At 39.5% G+C, this 18,252-nt stretch carries 14 protein-coding genes and 1 pseudogene; 9 read left to right on the forward strand and 6 right to left on the reverse strand.

The window, feature by feature from the left end; genetic code table 11:
* Positions 1-638: 638 nt before the first annotated feature.
* The 3 genes from BLS28_RS29470 to BLS28_RS29490 form a co-directional block, all read right to left on the reverse strand.
* Positions 639-2,177, reverse strand: coding sequence for a SulP family inorganic anion transporter (locus BLS28_RS29470; RefSeq protein WP_091176229.1), 1,539 nt, complete (start codon positions 2,175-2,177; stop codon positions 639-641).
* A gap of 236 nt (positions 2,178-2,413) precedes the next feature.
* Positions 2,414-2,785, reverse strand: a complete 372-nt coding sequence (locus BLS28_RS31655) for a DUF2147 domain-containing protein (RefSeq protein ID WP_091176234.1) — start codon at positions 2,783-2,785, stop codon at positions 2,414-2,416.
* A gap of 349 nt (positions 2,786-3,134) precedes the next feature.
* On the reverse strand, positions 3,135-5,429 hold the full coding sequence (locus BLS28_RS29490) for a tetratricopeptide repeat-containing sensor histidine kinase (RefSeq protein WP_091176240.1): 2,295 nt from the start codon (positions 5,427-5,429) through the stop codon (positions 3,135-3,137).
* Between the two features lie 354 nt (positions 5,430-5,783).
* Here BLS28_RS29490 and BLS28_RS31695 point away from each other — a divergent pair.
* The 4 genes and pseudogenes from BLS28_RS31695 to BLS28_RS29510 form a co-directional block, all read left to right on the forward strand.
* Positions 5,784-6,002, forward strand: a pseudogene (locus BLS28_RS31695) (IS982 family transposase); the annotation flags it as partial.
* Between the two features lie 346 nt (positions 6,003-6,348).
* Positions 6,349-6,720: a hypothetical protein gene (locus BLS28_RS29500; RefSeq protein WP_091176243.1), complete on the forward strand. Its 372-nt coding sequence runs from the start codon at positions 6,349-6,351 to the stop codon at positions 6,718-6,720.
* A gap of 673 nt (positions 6,721-7,393) precedes the next feature.
* On the forward strand, positions 7,394-8,221 hold the full coding sequence (locus tag BLS28_RS29505; RefSeq protein ID WP_091176246.1) for a hypothetical protein: 828 nt from the start codon (positions 7,394-7,396) through the stop codon (positions 8,219-8,221).
* A 205-nt stretch (positions 8,222-8,426) separates the two neighbouring features.
* Positions 8,427-11,024, forward strand: coding sequence for a CHAT domain-containing protein (locus BLS28_RS29510; protein ID WP_176844605.1), 2,598 nt, complete (start codon positions 8,427-8,429; stop codon positions 11,022-11,024).
* Between the two features lie 36 nt (positions 11,025-11,060).
* Here BLS28_RS29510 and BLS28_RS29515 read toward each other — a convergent pair whose 3' ends face one another.
* The 3 genes from BLS28_RS29515 to BLS28_RS29525 form a co-directional block, all read right to left on the reverse strand.
* The gene (locus BLS28_RS29515; protein ID WP_091176250.1) at positions 11,061-11,861 is read right to left on the reverse strand and encodes a hypothetical protein; all 801 of its coding nucleotides are present in this window, start codon (positions 11,859-11,861) and stop codon (positions 11,061-11,063) included.
* Between the two features lie 71 nt (positions 11,862-11,932).
* Complete coding sequence (locus BLS28_RS29520) at positions 11,933-12,706, reverse strand: anti-sigma factor (RefSeq protein ID WP_091176253.1); 774 nt, start codon at positions 12,704-12,706, stop codon at positions 11,933-11,935.
* Positions 12,696-13,310 carry an RNA polymerase sigma factor gene (locus BLS28_RS29525; RefSeq protein WP_091176255.1) on the reverse strand — a complete coding sequence of 205 codons (615 nt, stop codon included), beginning with the start codon at positions 13,308-13,310 and terminating at the stop codon, positions 12,696-12,698. The genes BLS28_RS29520 and BLS28_RS29525 overlap by 11 nt, the downstream gene beginning before the upstream one ends.
* 938 nt (positions 13,311-14,248) lie before the next feature.
* Between BLS28_RS29525 and BLS28_RS29530 the strand changes: the two genes are divergently transcribed.
* The 5 genes from BLS28_RS29530 (at position 14,249) to BLS28_RS29550 (ending at position 18,220) form a co-directional block, all read left to right on the forward strand.
* Positions 14,249-14,569, forward strand: a complete 321-nt coding sequence (locus BLS28_RS29530; RefSeq protein ID WP_218134525.1) for an Arm DNA-binding domain-containing protein — start codon at positions 14,249-14,251, stop codon at positions 14,567-14,569.
* A gap of 92 nt (positions 14,570-14,661) precedes the next feature.
* Positions 14,662-15,021: a BlaI/MecI/CopY family transcriptional regulator gene (locus tag BLS28_RS29535; RefSeq protein ID WP_176844606.1), complete on the forward strand. Its 360-nt coding sequence runs from the start codon at positions 14,662-14,664 to the stop codon at positions 15,019-15,021.
* Between the two features lie 164 nt (positions 15,022-15,185).
* Positions 15,186-16,469 (forward strand): N-acetylmuramoyl-L-alanine amidase, encoded by a 1,284-nt coding sequence (locus tag BLS28_RS29540; protein ID WP_256337581.1) that lies wholly within the window; start codon positions 15,186-15,188, stop codon positions 16,467-16,469.
* A 118-nt stretch (positions 16,470-16,587) separates the two neighbouring features.
* The gene (locus BLS28_RS29545; RefSeq protein WP_176844607.1) at positions 16,588-17,025 is read left to right on the forward strand and encodes a carboxypeptidase regulatory-like domain-containing protein; all 438 of its coding nucleotides are present in this window, start codon (positions 16,588-16,590) and stop codon (positions 17,023-17,025) included.
* Positions 17,003-18,220, forward strand: a complete 1,218-nt coding sequence (locus tag BLS28_RS29550) for a glycoside hydrolase family 10-like protein (protein ID WP_256337582.1) — start codon at positions 17,003-17,005, stop codon at positions 18,218-18,220. Before BLS28_RS29545 ends, BLS28_RS29550 begins: the two co-directional genes overlap by 23 nt.
* Positions 18,221-18,252 lie beyond the last annotated feature (32 nt).

Genomic DNA, 18,252 nt, shown 5'->3' on the forward strand with positions numbered 1-18,252 from the left:
GCAGGTGTCCGGACTTAATATTCTTATCAACTTTCTGCGCATAGCTATCAACTGTTAACAGGATAGCAAGTACAAACAACGTACTTATTTTTCTCATTGATCAATAAATAAAAGGCAACAAAATGGTCAGGCTAAAAGTAGATTTTCTATTAAACTGAAAAGTTGTCAAAAACCGACTTTTATTTATTATAAAGCGTTTTTTTTGTGGGCAAAACATTTAACCTATTACACTACTCGCCTTGCTTCATCCATATTCGCCGCCAGCCTCATCTTACCATGCAGAACAGAAATTGGCATTATTCTTAACCGATATAGCGCTACGTTTATTGCCGAGAAGCAAAAAAATGAAATGACCAAGGAGCTTCAGTTACAATCTACAATCACTTGCCCTCATTGCAGATTTAAAAAGGAAGAAACTATGCTTACTGCATCTTGTCAGGGCTTTTATGAGCGTGAAAGCTGCAAAACCTGTTAAAGCCCTTACCCGAAAATTGCTGCGTTTTTTGCAGTTATGGTATGGTAACGTCTCCGTCTATATGATCCGGGAACGCCTGCTGTTCATAATTTTCTAAGACTTTATATTTTAGGGGTATCAAAACGTTGGTAAAATCAGTTTTAATATAATACCAAAATAGTTGTCAATTTAGCTTCTCCGTGGCTAAATGATAAGCCGGGTCTTCTAAAATATTGACATCAATTACCTCTGCCGCATTTTCAAGGAGCAGGCGACAGTCTGCGCTCAGATGTTTCAAGTGCAGTTTCTTGCCTAGCTGTTTATAACGTTCAGTGAGTTTGTTTAACGCTTCTATGCCCGACATATCGGCCACGCGACTATCCCTGAAATCGATAATTACCTCGGCTGGGTCACCTGCAATATCAAACTTCTCGTTGAAAGCTGTTACCGATCCGAAAAACAAAGGGCCGTATATTTCATAGCGCTTGGCACCTGTCTCATCGATATACTTCCTGGCCCTGATACGCTTGGCACTTTCCCACGCAAAAACTAAAGCTGAAATGATCACACCAATCAGCACCGCTAAGGCCAGGTTATGCAACAAAATGGTAATCACAGCGACAAGGATGCCAACAAACACATCCTGTTTTGGCATTTTATTAAATATCCGGAAACTAACCCATTCAAAGGTGCCGAAGGCCACCATGACCATCACGCCGGTTAAAGCCGCAATGGGTAACCTGCCAATAATTGGCGCGCCAAAGAGGATTATTGAAAGGATGGTAAGTGATGCAATTATGCCCGACAACCTCGCCCTCGCCCCGGCTGATAAATTAACCAGCGTCTGTGCGATCATCGGGCAGCCGCCCATACCAAAGAAAAATCCGTTAAGTATATTGGCTGTGCCTTGAGCGATACTTTCCCTGTTGCCATTACCACGCGTTCCGGTCATTTCATCCACAAGGTTCAAAGTAAGCAACCCTTCGGTCAGCCCTACAGCCGCCATAATAAGGGCGTATGGAAAGACGACTTCCAAAGTCTTCAAATCAAATGGTACGCGCGGAATATGAAATGGCGGAAAACCACCGCTGACAGACGCAATCTCGCTTACTGTCTTGGTATGCACGCCAAAGCTAAGCACGATAATAAACACAACGATAATAGCTACCAGGGAAGGAGGTACAGATTTAGTGAGTCTGGGTAATACCACTATGATTGCAATGGTTAAAAAAACAAGGCCGCTCATGATCAATAATGGCTGTCCTGACATCCAGACCTCTTTTCCGGCAACAATCGTTTTAAACTGTTCAATTTGAGCCATAAAAATGATCACCGCCAGCCCGTTTACGAATCCATACATAACAGGTTGCGGAACCAAACGGATCAGCTTTCCTAACCGGAAGATACCAACAAGTATCTGGATGATACCCGCCAACGCAACTGCAGCGAATATATATTCGAGGCCATGGGATCGCATGAGCGCAATCAATACAACAACGGTGGCCCCTGCTCCACCGGAGATCAACCCGGGCCGCCCGCCGAAAATTGCAGTAATCAAACCCATAATAAACGCCGCATATAAACCCGTGAGGGGCGGAAACCCGGCAAGAATAGCAAAAGACAGCGATTCAGGTATCATAGTCATCGCCACTGTCAACCCCGCCAGCACCTCTGTTTTGTAGTTAATTTTTTGAGAAAAATCGAATAAGTTAAAAACCTTCATATAGTGCTGCAAAAGTATAAAAATGGGTTGTTAGCCACCTGAAAAAATAAATGATAAGATTTTTGAAATTTGTCCTGATCCTGTCTGTTCGGATGTCCGGATGCCAGATGCTGCCGCTGTGTTTCCAGCCCGTGATGCGAAAAATATAGTGATGATGCTACGCGTTCGCCGAAAATCACGCAGGCCATAATGCGCAAGGAAGGATAAATAATGTAATGGGATAATTTGACAAATTATTATATTCGTCTGAACTTCATCGTCCGACTTGTAAATTTAAAATACCAATAGCCCTTTACCCGAAGAAACCCCTGCGTGTCTATGTAGGTCGATGCGTTCCAATCTTTACCGTGCTTGGAGTCATAGATCATACCATCCTCCCAGGAATCTGTATCTGCGTGATAAGTTAAATCTCCGAGTATCCTCAGACCATGTATTTTGTGATTACGAAGTTTAGGATCTGGGTTATGCCTGTCTTTCCGGTAATCCAGCGGTTTACCTTCTGTGTCACTAAACCAGTCTATAACAGCCTTGTGCTCGTTTTTTACTAATGAATTCATGAGTTCATCAGCCAGCGGCCAGTTGAAACAGCGGTCATGTGGAGGTATCATAGCCGGGATCCTTCGCGTTCTGTTGGAAAAAGGAGGAATTTGTGTTTGGATAAGTTATACGAGGCGGATTTACCCACCGGAGTTAAAGCGATTCGTGCTGGAACCTGACCACGTGATCTTCGTCGATGTTCCGCTACAGAAAGGCGTCCTGTGGGTCATGGAAGAAGCGCTGAAATGCCAGGGTGTTGCAGCTGTGGTCTGCCAAACACATTGTCTCAGTTTTATGGAGTCCCGCAGGTGTAAAAGGACTCTCCATTACTTATGGGCTAAACTTGCTATTAAATTTAATAAAGGACTCGATATTTTAGAATTTTAGGCAGGGAAAAGCATGCAAATTGCATCTTGATTTTCATTCAGCACTCCAAACTTCGTTTCGTTTCAACTCTTTTTCTAATGGATTGAGATTGCAAATAATGGTAATTTTAGTTCCATTGATGGAATGGATAGCCATATTTCCGTTAAGGTCTTCACATAATCCATTAATCAGCTTCATGCCCAAAGAATTACTGTTTTTTAATGCTTTTGTATCAGCAATACCTATTCCGTTATCTTCAATCACGAGATGTAAATTTTCTTCACGCTTACGCAATGTTAGCATTATAATTCCTCTCAGTTTCCCCGGAAAAGCATGCTTTATTGAATTCGTGATCGCTTCATTAATTATCAATGCGAGCGGGATCGCTACAGGTACTTCAAGTTGCATTTGCTCAATATCAAGTTCGATGCGAATCTTATCGCGAAGAATAAAACTTTCTTTTAAATAACCTACAAATTGGGTGATGTAGGATTTTAAATCAATCGACTTCATGTCTTCCGTTTCATAAAGCCGTTGGTGGATCAATGACATGGCGTAAATCCGATGCTTGGAATCTTCTATAGCTTGCAGCGCATCACTTTCTAAATAAGACGCCTGGGATTCCAGGAGGCACATGACCGTATGTAAATTGTTTTTAACCCGGTGATGCACTTCTTTCAGTAACCATTCCTTTTCAGTCAGAACCCGGTTCAGTCGGTTCAAAAGGACTTCCTGTTTTTTATTTTTCTGGGAAATAACATCGCTCAGTTTTTTCTTACTCCGGAATTGCCAGTAAAATACTGCTGCAATAATGAGGAATAGTGCAGCAGTGATTATTATAACGTTTCTAATTACAATAGCTCGTTCCTGGCTTAGGTGACTTACAATATTTTTCTGCTTAAGTGTTTTGATTTCAGCTTCCTTTTTTTGTGATTCAAACTGGATCAATAACTTTTGGACGTCCGCCTGCCTCTTTGAATTCTCAATACTGTCATCCAGCCGATGGTTTTTATTTAAGTAGTTCATGGCCGACAGATAATTGCCTGCTGCTGAGTCCGCAAGAAATAACATGTAATAAAGATGCCGCCTTTCATAAATGGGAGTATGTGAATCCTGCTTCTCGAGAGACTTTAACAGGTATGGCCGCGCCTTTCTAAATTCTTTATGTTCTACATAGAAATATCCTAGTTCACTGTAATTGCCGGAAGCCAGCCAGCCCCGGTCTCTCGTTAGACTAAAACTTTTTAAAAAATATTCTTCGGCCTTATCGATTTGCCCTAAAGCTAAATAGCAAGATGCATATGCACTCACGATTTCGCTTTTTTGGTCGGCAGTAATTGGAATGAAAATTTTTGTCTGTAAATTTAAGTAATCAAGTGCCCTTTCATTTTGATGTTTCCTGATCAATCTGTGGGCAATGGTACTTATCACAAATTGCGGCGTATAACGCCCTAGCCTTTTCGCAAAATTATTTAACGAAGACTGCGCGGCAAAACGCTCTTTGCTATATTCACTAATTCGCCCATAAATGATCATTTGATCCAGGTACAAATCTCCCAATGCAGTGCTATCAGAACTTTTAGCAACAACATCCAACGCATTTTGAATATCAATTATCGCAACCGTATACTTTCCCTCGTTCCAATGAATATCTGCCAGACTCGCATATAAATACTGTACCCCATCAATATGTGATGACTTATACTCGTTAATGATGTTTAGTAATTCCTTTTCACCACTTATATCGTGCCCTTGCAAAATATGAACATAGGAAAGAAAATGCATGGACTGCAGTTTATTTTTAATAAGATTAAGACGCGAACTCAAAGCAAGCGCTTCTTCTGCATAAAATTTACCTGCTCCCAACGCGTCCGCCAATGGCCTTTGTGGACAGAAAATATAGGTATAAGCCAAACCTATTTGAATGTTGTTTCGGATGGTCGAATCTTTAACAGATGGTAAAAGTTTTTCGGCGTCTTTGAGGCTATCCTCCAGGATATAGATCGTTGCAAGTGAGAACAAAGCCTCATCTGATTTTTTTGAATTTCCTAAGGAAATACTCAGGGCACGGGCCTGATTCGCATACCTCATAGCTATTGGAAAATCATCGTAATTTTTTAGTGGTTTATTGTAGTGAATATTGGAAAGTTTAAGCAACACGTCTATATGTTCGAGTTTGCTATGCGAGTTACGCATTTGTCGGAGCAAAGTCTGTTCTTGATCAGCAGGTACAATTCGCGGTGCTGGGTAAAATTGAGCATGTACCATGCAGGGGATAAGAACACTGATCGAGATAACCAATATGATGATAGGAAATGAGCAAGAGGTCGAAGAATTCACTTTTTTCATTTAGCGTCGATTATCTATTAAATTTAGGTACTTCTTTTTAGATATTGACTTAATTTTCATATCAGCACAATAAAGTTTTAGTGCACCCAGTAATGCCTTTGCCTCTGGCAAATACTTTACTGTCATCGCACAAGTTATTTTGCCTTAGCATTAATATGACTCTTTTGGAATCTTATCACCGAACCTGCTGGAAAGGATTTTCGCTTGGCAACCGCAAATATTAAGTAATCTAACGTGAGTTCGGGTTAAGGATAATAATATCGAGGAGTTGTTTTTCTGTATTTAACTATTTGAATATCAATAAGTAAGCATATTTTGTTATATTTAGGTGTCAAATCCAAATGATATCAATCTATGCTTACTCCCTCTAAAATTATCGAAATTTTCGTTAAAGTCGATGACTTCTGTAAAGAATTCGAGTCTGAAATAGCCGTTCACCAACTTGATGCAGGTGTTCATAAAGTAAGAGATCACAAAGCGTCCCTGTCTGATAGCGAGATTATCACTATTCTTATCGCTTTTCATAGTGGCCATTTTACGAATCTTAAACACTTCTACTTTTATTTTATCTGTGCTCAATAGGTCCTCCAACCTGTCAAAAACCTATCTGATTAATGCAAAATGCGAAGCCCGGAAACCCTATACCTACAAACATTAGCGTAATATCATACTCAGCCATAAGCATCTTTTTAAATGGACTTGTGGCTAATTATAAAGAATACGATTTGCTCACAAGCATGGAAAATCAAAGTTAAAATAGAAGTGAAAGAAGTTATCGGTCGTCCTCAACCTCCTGTTTAAAAGTACGGATTGCACTTTCCATGCCGAAGGAGGAATCGATATTATCGGTGACTGCAAGCATGAGGGTTTAAGGTCTAACCGGGCGATCCACCTGCAGAACCGCGCGATCGATACGGTGATGATGATGATCCCGTCTGACTGGAAACGAGGCCTGGAGATCAAAGAATTTCGTAAACAGAACACCCTGCTCGTATCGTGGTCGGACGCTCAAATCAACGAGGTGGAAGCTTTTGTCAAGCAGTTGGATGTTTTGGTGCCAAGCGTGTTGGCTGAGGTGACATTGATCGATATTCATAAATCCAATACCATATCCACCGGGATCTCTGCGGGTGTTTCAGATAGTGTAAAAACAGGGGGAACGGTACTTTCCGGTCTGGGCTATACGTTTGGGGTTCCCGCTCTCACTCCTACTCTCTATTTATATAAATCAATATTTCATATACCTACCTATTTAACACCTAAAGCCCGTTTCTCTTTTATAGCTTGGTGAGCATTAAGTGAGCGAAGCAAAAACATACAATGTCTACTTTGATAATGAGCTACTTAAGCAAGTATTAAACTCCTCCGGACTCTCAATATTACTTTTCAAAATGGAAAAACGAAAAAAACGGCCCTCGAAATATCTTAAAAATCATTTCATGCACCAAATAGGCTTGAGCCATCTTTAAGCGATCTAAGATTGACAATTCAATATCAACGAAGTGAAACGATCAAGACATTCTGTTAATTGGCACTCAAACTTGTCATCTACGCGAATCAATTTCTTGAGTATCTGAAGCCATTTGTCGTTAATTTGATAATTGAGGCCGATTTGCATCATCTAAGCCGTTTTTGATTTAACCGGAGAAAATTGTTGAATTTAATTTTTAATCAGGCAAAAAGAGTTAGAGCAACAATTATTTATTTGATTCTTTCATACAGTTTTTAAGCGAAATTGCGGGCATCTAAGGCGCTTTTTAACAAGCCACTTTTACAACTATAGCAGGCTGATAGGTTACATAATTTACTAAACAGGTTACAATCATTTCATAAACGTTGACTAACAATGAGGCGGATTAGTTCAGGTGCAATATTATTGCATAATGCAGTTCAGGCAACCTCAACATCATTCTAACAGTATTATATATATGAGGTAAGTAATTTAATTGTAATTAGCGTTAACCATGCAAAAAACCATTCAAATTCTTTTCCCTGTTATTCTTTGTATGTTATTTTCCTGCAAAAAAGACAGACAATCGGCACCTGCAACGATTCCTCCAATAACCAGCGGTTCCAATACTTTGTATAGTGATTCAATTTTTTTCGTGCAGGCTTCTGACAACAATGTAAAATCTTTACTTAGCTCAAAAGGCAAATTCAGTAGTTTACCAGACGGTCTGTCCTTTAACGAAAATACCGGGGAAATTAACGTTAACTCGAGTGAAACCGGTTTAAGATATAAGGTTACTTTTACACCGAATGACGGCGGAGCACCACAAACATCTACCATTATTATATCAGGTATAAACTACCAAGATAAAATTTACAATCTGTCACAGGGGGATAGTATCGCTGTACCTATTTATAATGCAAACCCCAAATTAACCCTTCCCGGGACAGACGGTAGTAACCTATTTGATCAGAACGGAGGGTGCAAAAAAGCAGGTATTGATGTCAATAACCGTGATGGCATTATAAATCTGGCTTTATCTGTTCGTAACCAAGGCATAGATACAGGTGCCACACAACAGGTAAAACTTGCTTATCGCCTTAACGACGCAAGTAAAAATTCATTAAATGGCCTGGAAGTAAAAATATATTTTTACCGCACCGCAAACGAGATCCCTCAATACCTTCTCGATTTGTTAACAGCGAGAAAAATGCAGATGCTTGGGGCAGTTGCCTCGCAAACAAACCAACAATCGAACGTCGTCACCTTATCGAGCATTGCATTTAATGTCAAAAGACCTGTAAAGGCAAGGCCCCCCTGTATAATTGTTGTAAGCCGCTGACTTATATTTTTCTTATATTTAAAGTATGTTGTCCAGGCACGTTTTCTGTTTTTTTTTATGCGGATTCTGGCTGTTTGTTTTCCATGAAAGTGCTCTTGCCCAGCAACCTAATTATAAAAAGCTATTCGATTATGCTGAAAAGCAATCGCTTATCGATCAGCCTTCGGCTCAAATTAGCGAAAAGGTATTACAAGCCTACGATAAGGTGATCTCTATATTGGTACAAAATAGAGGCGATGCACCTCTCTTACTTAAAGCATATATCAGCACCGGTGCCTACTTACAGGTTTTAGGAAGATCAAAAGAAGCGATACCTTATTTCAAAGGTGCCATCAATTTTCAAAAAAAGACACATGTTATCCCAGATTCAGCATTATTTAAACCGTTGGTTTATTGCGGAAATAGCTACTATCTATCAGATCAACTTGACTCTGCCTCGTATTTCTACAGCCAAGCAAAAGAAATTGCTGAAAAATATCCGCAGGTTGCCGAGATAGAAAGAATGTACAACACTATGGGTCTAATAGCTTATTCTACGGGCAATTACATCAAAAGTATCACGTACTACGAGAAAGCGCTAACCACAATTCAAGCCCGTCAAAAGGTCGACTATAGTTTGCTTGTGGCCTACAAAAGTAACCTTGCGTCAGCATATCGGCATTTAAAAAATTATAACGCAGCACTAACGTTATACAAAGAGATTTTACCCTTTCACATCGAAAGCGACAAGATCAACCACAACATCGCCTCGCTTTACATAGCGATGGGCGATAATGAATCTGCGATCAACCATTTAAAAAAAGTAAAATATGAAGATTTACGTAAACTAAATGATTTTGGCAAAACCTATCTGCAGCAAAATGATTTTGCGGCCGCAAAAATTTACCTGCAAAAAGCTGTTTTATTTAATAAAAAAATTAACGGTCCGCATAAGAGCAGCGATTATGGTGTCACATTAAAATACCTTGGCGATCTATATCTAAAACAAAAACAGTTTACTAAAAGCCTCGCCAGCTACCAACAGGCAATTGGTAATTTCCTGGTCAGTTTTCACTCTCGAAATATTTATAACAATCCAGTTAATTTTAATACAGCTTTCAACATCACCGAATTGCTGGATGTCTTATTAGCAAAAGCAAAAGCCTTTGATTTGCTGTACCAGCAACAGGGAAATACTAACGACTTGGAGGCTTCGTTAGCAGCCTATTTTTCCTTTTACAAACTTGCCAACCATATTGAGAGATTTTACGAAAGCGATGAAGCGCGGTTGGTAGTAAGCGAACGGAAATATGCCACGCGAATGCGGCCAATTGCTATTTGTCTGGAATTATACAAACTAAAAAACGATAGGAAAAATATTGAAGAGGCGCTGTATTTCGACGAAGAGAACAAAGCGAGTATATTATCGCTCAATCTTGACGAAAAGCATATTAGGGCAAACAATGTACCTCTAAATTTATTGGAGCAGGAAACTACATTTAAAGAAAGTATTACACATTTATCAATCAAAGCTGCCGGCGAAACAGACAGCCTGATTATAGATGGCATTAAAAGGCAAATAAACGATCTCACGATAAAGCTTTTATCTGTTCAACAGAAAATTGGTAACATAAACGGTTCTTTAAAAGACAGCCTCGAAAATAGCGGTGTAAACCTTAAAACGCTACAGAGGAAAATTGCCCCAAAAACCGCCATACTATCCTATCACATCGGCGAAACGCAAATGCTTTGCTTTATTATTACTAAGAACAACTTCAGTTTTGTTACTGTAAATCTGGCTAAGAATTACAAGACCATCCTGGATACCTTTTACCGGGCAGCTGAAAGCTTTAGTGGAAAACATTCTGATCGGTTGCGATTAGATAGCAGAGAACTGTATAAACAATGGATGTTGCCTGTAAAAGAATATATTGAAGACAAAAAAAGTTTAGTGATAATTCCAGATGGAGAATTAAATTACCTTCCGTTTGAGTTATTAATGGATAATGATGGTAACGAACTCGTAAAAGAATATTTCATCAGTTACAACTATTCCTGCAACATTTTGCAAAACAGTAAAAAAAATAAAGCTGAAAAAAATGCATCCATCTTAAGCATCGCTCCTTTCGCCAACGGAAAGAACTTGCTGGCTGAAAGCACTTTGGGGTTAGCCCGTTTAAGTTCATCAAAAGCAGAAATAGAGTCCATTGGGGGCAAAACGCTTTTAGATCAAGATGCTACAAAACGGAACTTTATAAAATTGGCTGGTCGGTTTAACATTATCCATTTGGCTACTCATGCTTACGCAAATGATGTTGACCCTAACCGTTCCTTTATTGCCTTTTACCCCACCCGACCAGACTCCGTCTTAAGTTTCCATTTGTTTCAGCCTGAAATCTATAATTTAAAACTTAATAAAACATCCCTAATTGTGCTCAGTGCTTGCGAAAGTGGCACCGGGGAATTCGTTAATGGTGAGGGAGTAATGAGTTTATCGCGCGCTTTTTCTTACGCAGGTTGTCATAATATAATCACTTCTATGTGGAAAGCGGATGATGCTTCAACGGCATACATCTCCGCTCGTTTTCATAAATACCTAAGTGAAGGCAATATGCTAAGCCAAGCGCTACAGAAAGCAAAGCTGGATTATTTGGAAGATGATTCCATATCGCCCAGGAAAAAAACGCCAAGCTATTGGGCAAATATGCGTTTAATAGCAAGTTTAGAGGAGCCGCCCGATCTTAACTACAATGTTTATATAATTGCAGCCGTATTATTAGTAGGCTGCATATTACTTATATTGAAAACCCGGTGCCGTATATAAGCGCCGGGTTTATTTTTCAAACTTTAGGTTATCTGTTTAATCGCCTCCGTGATCATCGCCACTTTCGTGACCGCCGCCATCATCGGAGCCATTATGTCCATGGTGTTCCCCTTCTATTTCGTGGCCACCAATGCTCACTACGTTGGCTTTTGCTTTATTAAACAACATTGTGTTTGACGTGCTACTGATAACAATGACACCCGATGTAAGGATAGCTGATGACAGATCGGCCGCTGTAATTCCGCTAAAAATTTTGTTCAGATGTAATGTAAAAGTTGTTTTCAAATCGGTAGTTGCATCTATAACTACGTTTTTTACTTCAGTCTTTAATACCATCGCCTCGTTTACGTTCAGTTCAACAGGTATAACCGTTCCATCGGCTTTTGTAAATGTGCCCTTAAGCTGCAATGGGATATTGTTGTTAATAGGCGCGGCCAATGCAAGTCTTATTTCAATTTCGCTGTAAGTGCCTGTATCAATTTTGGCAGGGAACAACAATGGTGAAACCGCAAAAAGATTAATAGAATTCGATCCGGAAACTTCTATTTCGGTTTTTATGCCAGCCTTTTTTGCTTCAAATTGAAACTTATTTACATTAGCAGTACCTTCCGTCCAGTTTATTAAAGATGCAGCAGCGTTAACGCTTGTGCTGTTCACTGCCAGTCCACCAGTTGAAGCCAACGCAATAGACGCATTATCTGCCTTTAAACCAAATGAAATTTTTGCGACCGACGATGACGGGCCAACGCCATTATCTTTTTTACAGCTTAATAATCCAGTTGCAACTGCTAATGCAACTATTGCAAGTTTAGCAGTATAAGTTTTTGAGTGTACCATTTCTTATCGTTTTATACTTAGTGTATATGGTCGATAATTATGTAACCAAGATTTCTATATTTTTTTCATTTTTAATCAGCGCGGCTTTTAAAAACCAGAAGCTTAAGTCGCAACAACGTCCAATAAGTTACCTTACTATGGTAAAGATGGAATTTATCCTCATGGATTTTTTCTAAAATGGGTTCAGCCATTGCTGGTTGATTATTGGCAAGGTAGCTTACCCCCAAATAATATTGAGCATCCTCTCTATATGTATCGTCTACGTCAACTTTTGCCAGCACCTTCCTGAATTCTTTGATCGCATCCGCAGGTTTACGCATAACCAAGTATGACTGCGCAGCTATAAATTGCTCTTCAATGCCAGGTGACATAATACTTTTATACAAAATTAGTGCTTTATTGTAATCATGATTATTGTAAGCCAACTCCATAAGTGTGGTCTCTGATGTACCCCTTAGAACATTTAAGTCATATTTTAAATATGTTTCTTTTGACAAACCAGCAGATGTAACGACAACGGTTTCATAAGCACTAAAGGCGATCACAAATAATAATATTGCTGCGGCAAAGCGCATCAACTTTTTCACCAGCGGGTAAAGCTGGGCTTCCTTAGGCCGTTTTTTTAATGTGTCAAATTCTGCCATCATATTTTGGCGTACAGCCGCTACCTGAGCTTTTAGTCCATAATGCTGTATCGCCAAACGTGCTAAAGAAAAGCTGTCGAATTGGGCTCGCAATTTGGCATCATGGACGAGCTGTTCTTCAAATGCAACCAGTTCAGCACCTTCAAGTTCTCCATCCAGATACCTGAGTAATTGTTCTTCTTTTTGCTGTTTATTGCTCATATGTCAATGCACTTTTAAAACGCTGAGCCAACGCAGGATTAGCGGTAAGTAATTGTTCCAGGCTTTTTAAACATTTATACTTTTTATTTCGGAGCACCTGCTCGTTATCGTAATTGACTAAGGGTAATATTTCTTTCATCGATAACCCTTCATAATAATAGGCGGTCAAAATCTTTTTGCAGGTATCGCCCAACCGTTTAATTAAATCATTCACCAGACTTTTGGCCTCGCGCTCGATTAAAAAAGAACTTATATCTCGGTCTTCTTTCTTGCGTTCATTCTCATACCTTTCTTCTCGTTGTAAAGAACGGCTTCTTTTCTTCAATTCATTAAGCCAGGTGTATTTATTTAATGTAAAAAGGAACGTTTTGACGCTTGATTCTCCCCTGAACTTTTCCTTTCTCACAATCTCAATAAAAGTTACAATCACTTCCTGAAAAACATCTTCTGCGTCCTGGTCACTTCCCTGGTTCTGACGAACATAGTTACTTAACACGGCAAAGTAATTGCGGTACATAAAGCTAATGGCCAGATCGCAAACATGTTGTTTTTTTAGCGTAACAATTAACTCCTCGTCGGAGAAATTTGACACGACTTTCTTCATATCGTCATTCGGGTATTAGTAAAAGTGATGGTTAAAAACGTAACCAATTTATGTAATATTTTCATTAATTACCCCGTGAATACAACATAAATGCTTAGTCAGGGAAACAAGATTAACCTTTTCAATAAGAGGTAAAGACTTGACTGGTATTAAGAATAGTGATAATAATATAATGATTTTAAAAGAAGTGATAGAAATGGCCAAGCACAAGCTTGCTCCGTTAATGAATGAAATTAGTAAAGAAGACGGCACGGTGAGTGTTTACATCTATACCCGTATTGCGAGCAGAAACCATTGTTCAGAAGCTTTGATCCGTAAAATAAATAGCACTTTTTCCATCTGACGCTTGGCATAACTTAGCATTCGACGATCACAGGATACCTTTTTTCATGATTAGCAAATAAAGTAAAGTTGCAGTTAATACAACTAGTAGGTTCTCAAGCCAACTCTTATGAGACAAAAAACAGATCAATGAAAAGATAATCCACGATAGAAATTTGCATTATCCGGATTGTTTTGTAATTTTAAAGCAAACTAAGTAGCATAATCCGAGTTATAGTGCAAGTTGGTGAGCACACGGTGAGCAGTGTCAAAAACCAAAATATTGGCATTGATAGTGAGTTCGTTACGTAATTTTTCATGTTCCCTCCGGCTCCACTTTTACAGGTCTAAAGAAGATCAAAACGCTATAAAACTCGGTTTTATAGCGTTTTTTTTATGAATTCAAACTCTAAAGATGTCAAAATAGCGCAACGTTCTGGAGACCTATTCGGAGACCTCGACAAGTTTCTTACCTTAGGTCTCTGGAAACTCTATAATTTATTGTATTTCAATTTGTTATATGAAATCAACTCATTAAAATCCGCTGTTTAAAGGACTGATTTTTTTAACCCTTTAGAGACCTGAAAATGACAAAATCTTTTGCCATTTTGTTTCAGATGAAACGAACAAAGGCGTTACCCAATGGAAACGCCCCTATTTATCTATGGATAACTGTTGATAGTGAGCGAGTTGAGATTGCAACTAAGCGAAATGCCCCTCCTGATAAAAGGATTACTGCCGCCCAAAAAGTAATGGGAAACACTGATGATGCCCGATCTGTCAACAGCCACCTGAAGACAATTGAGCAAAAAGCATATGAAGTTTATCGGGAAATGATCGAACGGAAAATCCCCATTACCGCGCAAACCTTTAAAGATCGCATGATGGCATTGAAGAGGAAGTATAACAAAATAACAGAACAAATAATTGCCGTATAACCATAAAAGTAACTCCGATATTGACTAAGCAACAATTTCATTAAAACTGAAAAACAAGTTACATAACTGAAAAATAAGTTATAAATTTGATTATGGAAGAATTGACCAGGACCGAAGAACGGATCATGCAGGTTTTATGGGATTTGAAATCTGCATTTGTGAAAGATATCATTGAACATTTGCCTGATGATCCAAAACCACCATATAATACGATATCGTCTGTGGTGAGGCTCCTGGAAACTAAAAATTACATTGGTCACAAAGCTTACGGAAAAACCCACGAATATTTTCCGCTTATTACCAAAGCACAATATGGAAAACACTCTTTTACCAAGCTGATCACTAATTATTTTGACGGCTCGGCGCAATCGCTGCTATCGTTTATGGTGAAAGAAGAAACCCTATCAGAAAAAGATATTGAAGAGATCCAGAAAATGATCGATAAACAATAGCTATGGATGTATTTAACTATCTGATCGGCGCAAGTGCCTGCATGGGTTTAGGTTATATGCTATATCCATTGGTGTTAAAGCATCTAACGTTTTTCTCAATAACCCGGTTTTACTTATTGTTCACTGTAACAATAAGTCTAATAATTCCAGCGATACACATTAAAGTGAGGGAACCCCTTCCTGTTAGCCCAACAACTCAGAATGTAATTGTTACTCAGACCACCGCACCCGAAAAGGAATATTTACAGCCCGTTGCACGTCAAAACAACACCATTAACTGGCTATTAATTGCCGGTGCCGTGTATAGCGCAATTTGTTTTGCTATAATTTTTAAAACGGCATTCAGCGTATTGAAAATAATAAATCATGTAAAAAAGCATGGTGTAAGATCCGGAGAAAATTACCTGGTGGTGGACAGGTATAAAAATAACGCATCTTTTTTTAACTACATTTTTATCAGTCCGGGCAATACAGCATCATCAGAAATAGCCCAGGTATTGGCCCATGAAAAAACACATGCCCGCCTGTTTCACTCAGCGGACAACCTATACATGGAGCTTGTGAAAGCGTTTTTCTGGTTTAACCCCTTCATTTACCTCATTGCAAATGCCCTGAACGAGGTTCATGAAGTTGAGGTTGACCATTTAATGAAGCATGTTTTTAACGCCAAACAATATGCTTCATTAATCCTCAAATTATCTACTTCGTCATCTACAGGCCTTGTTAACCAATTCAGCACTTACAGTTCAAAAAGTAGAATCGTAATGTTGTTTAAGCCCCATTCGCATGCATTAAAAAAGTTATGGTACCTGGCTATTGTACCTGTACTGGCCATTTATGGATATTGGATTTCGGTTGAAAAGGTTTACGGCAAAGCGTTGAAAAAAGATTTTGTATTGGTGCTGGATGCGGGCCATGGCGGTAGTCAGTATGGTACGGTTGGTGCCGGAGGTTATATTGAAAAAGATCTGAACCTCGAGGTTGTCAATCAGATCAAAGCCGTAGCCGAAAAACAAGGTATCCACACTATTTTAACCCGGCCCGATGACAGCTACTTAGATCTGCGCGGCAGAGTTGTGTATAAAGGGGACGCATTTATTTCCATACACCTGAACGCGCCCGGCTACTGGACCAAACATACCAATGGCATGGAGGTGATCATAGATAAAAATGAACTGTATCCTTTAAATAAAAAATTGGCCGGCCATTTAAAAACCAGTTTACAACAGCTAAGCGGTATAAACACCCGGCGAAAAATGGATATCAGCGAAACCTCGCCCGATAATACGCTGTATATTTTACGGCATAATAAAGCACCGGCCGTATTGTTAGAGCTGGGCTACATGACAGACACTGCTGATCTTAATTATATCACCAAAGCGGATAACCAGTATAAAATAGCCGAAAAAATTGTCAATGCGATAGTAGCTTACGGCACAGGAGAATAATATTTAAGCCCAACCCTTATTTTAGGATTGATAAGGCTTCGGCAATAATCCAAACATTTGATTAGATACCATGAAGGTGATTTTATCGGCCTTATTGCTACTGCTTTGCCTAAACTCAATGGCTCAAAGTAGTGGAAAAACAGAAACAGCGAGGGGTACCATCAGCGGAAAAATTGTTAGCGCTAAGGATAGCCAAGCAATTGAAGGCACAAGGATAACCCTTAAAAGCCAAAAGGACACACTTTATAAAAATGTGGTTCATAGTGATCAGTCCGGCGTTTTTGAATTTAAAAACCTGCAAAACGGAACTTATTCCCTGCAGATAAAACATTGGGTTTACAAGGAAGTTTCTATCGGGCAACTGATTATCAATGCAACAAAACTCTCTATAAATCTATCCGAAATTAAATTGGAGATGGCCGAAAATGATTTAAAGGAGGTTGTGATCAGAACCGGGCAAAAGCCTTATACCGAACAGAAAATAGACCGGACCATTGTAAATGTTAGTCAGTTGCTTTCAAACAATGGTGTGAGTGCCTTTATACGGTCCGCTTGAATTTGCTATTGAGCAGGCGCACAAACGCGATATGGAGCTACATGCCTGGTTTAACCCGTACAGGGCAACTAAGGATGGTAATTATACTGCTTTAAGTCCGCACCATATTACCAACATTAAACCCGAATGGTTTTTTACCTATGCAGGCCAAAAGTTGTTTGATCCGGGAATCCCCGAGGTAAGGGAATATATTGTGCGGGTTATACTTGATGTGGTAGATAATTATGATGTTGATGGCATCCATATCGATGATTACTTTTATCCCTACCATGTAGCCGGGCAGCAAATCAATGACTCGCAAACATTTGCCAAATACGGATCGGCATTTACCGATATTAGGGAGTGGCGGCGTGATAACGTAAACCGGCTGGTTAAAATGTTAAGTGATAGCATTCAACAGCATAATCCAAGGTTAAAGTTTGGCGCAAGCCCTTCGGGTATCTGGGCCAATAAATATCAAAACCCGGAAGGTACTGATACACGTGGCGGTGACTCCTATTACGAGCTTTACGCCGACTCCAAAAAATGGGTAAAAGAAGGTTGGGTTGATTATATTAACCCGCAGCTGTACCGTTTGCTCAACGACCGTTCGGTTGCCTTTAATGTTTTGGTTGATTGGTGGGGCAATAATACCTACGGACGGCATTTATATATTGGGCAGGGGCCTTACCGCATTATCGAAAATAAGCTTATCGGGTTCAGACAGCCATCTCAATTGCCCAAACAGATTAAATACCTGCGCAAAAATCCACGGGTGCAGGGCAGTGTTTATTTCAGTTCAAACTCACTGATTAAAAACCCGCTTGGCTTTACCGACTCTTTAAAAAATAACTATTATCGTTACCCTGCGCTGCCGCCGGTGATGTTATGGCGTGATTCTATAGCGCCGAACCCGCCAAATGGGGTTGCAGCTACTTCCTCTGCCGGAGCAGTAACCCTTACCTGGCAGCAACCATTACCCGCTACTGATAATGAGCCTGTATATGGTTATGTAATTTATCGTTTTGACGAAAGCGATAAATTGATAAAAATCGAAGACCCTAAGAAAATTATCCATATTCAATACAACACAAATACTACTTATACAGATATAAGCACAATCAAAGGAAAATCATACCGCTACGCTGTTACTGCGATAGACAGGCTTAAGAATGAAAGTGAGCGTTCTATGCCTGTTTTAATCAAATTCAAATAATATCAAACATGTTCATCTCTATTATCGCCTGA

This window comes from Mucilaginibacter gossypii (assembly GCF_900100945.1).
GTDB lineage: Bacteria > Bacteroidota > Bacteroidia > Sphingobacteriales > Sphingobacteriaceae > Mucilaginibacter > Mucilaginibacter gossypii.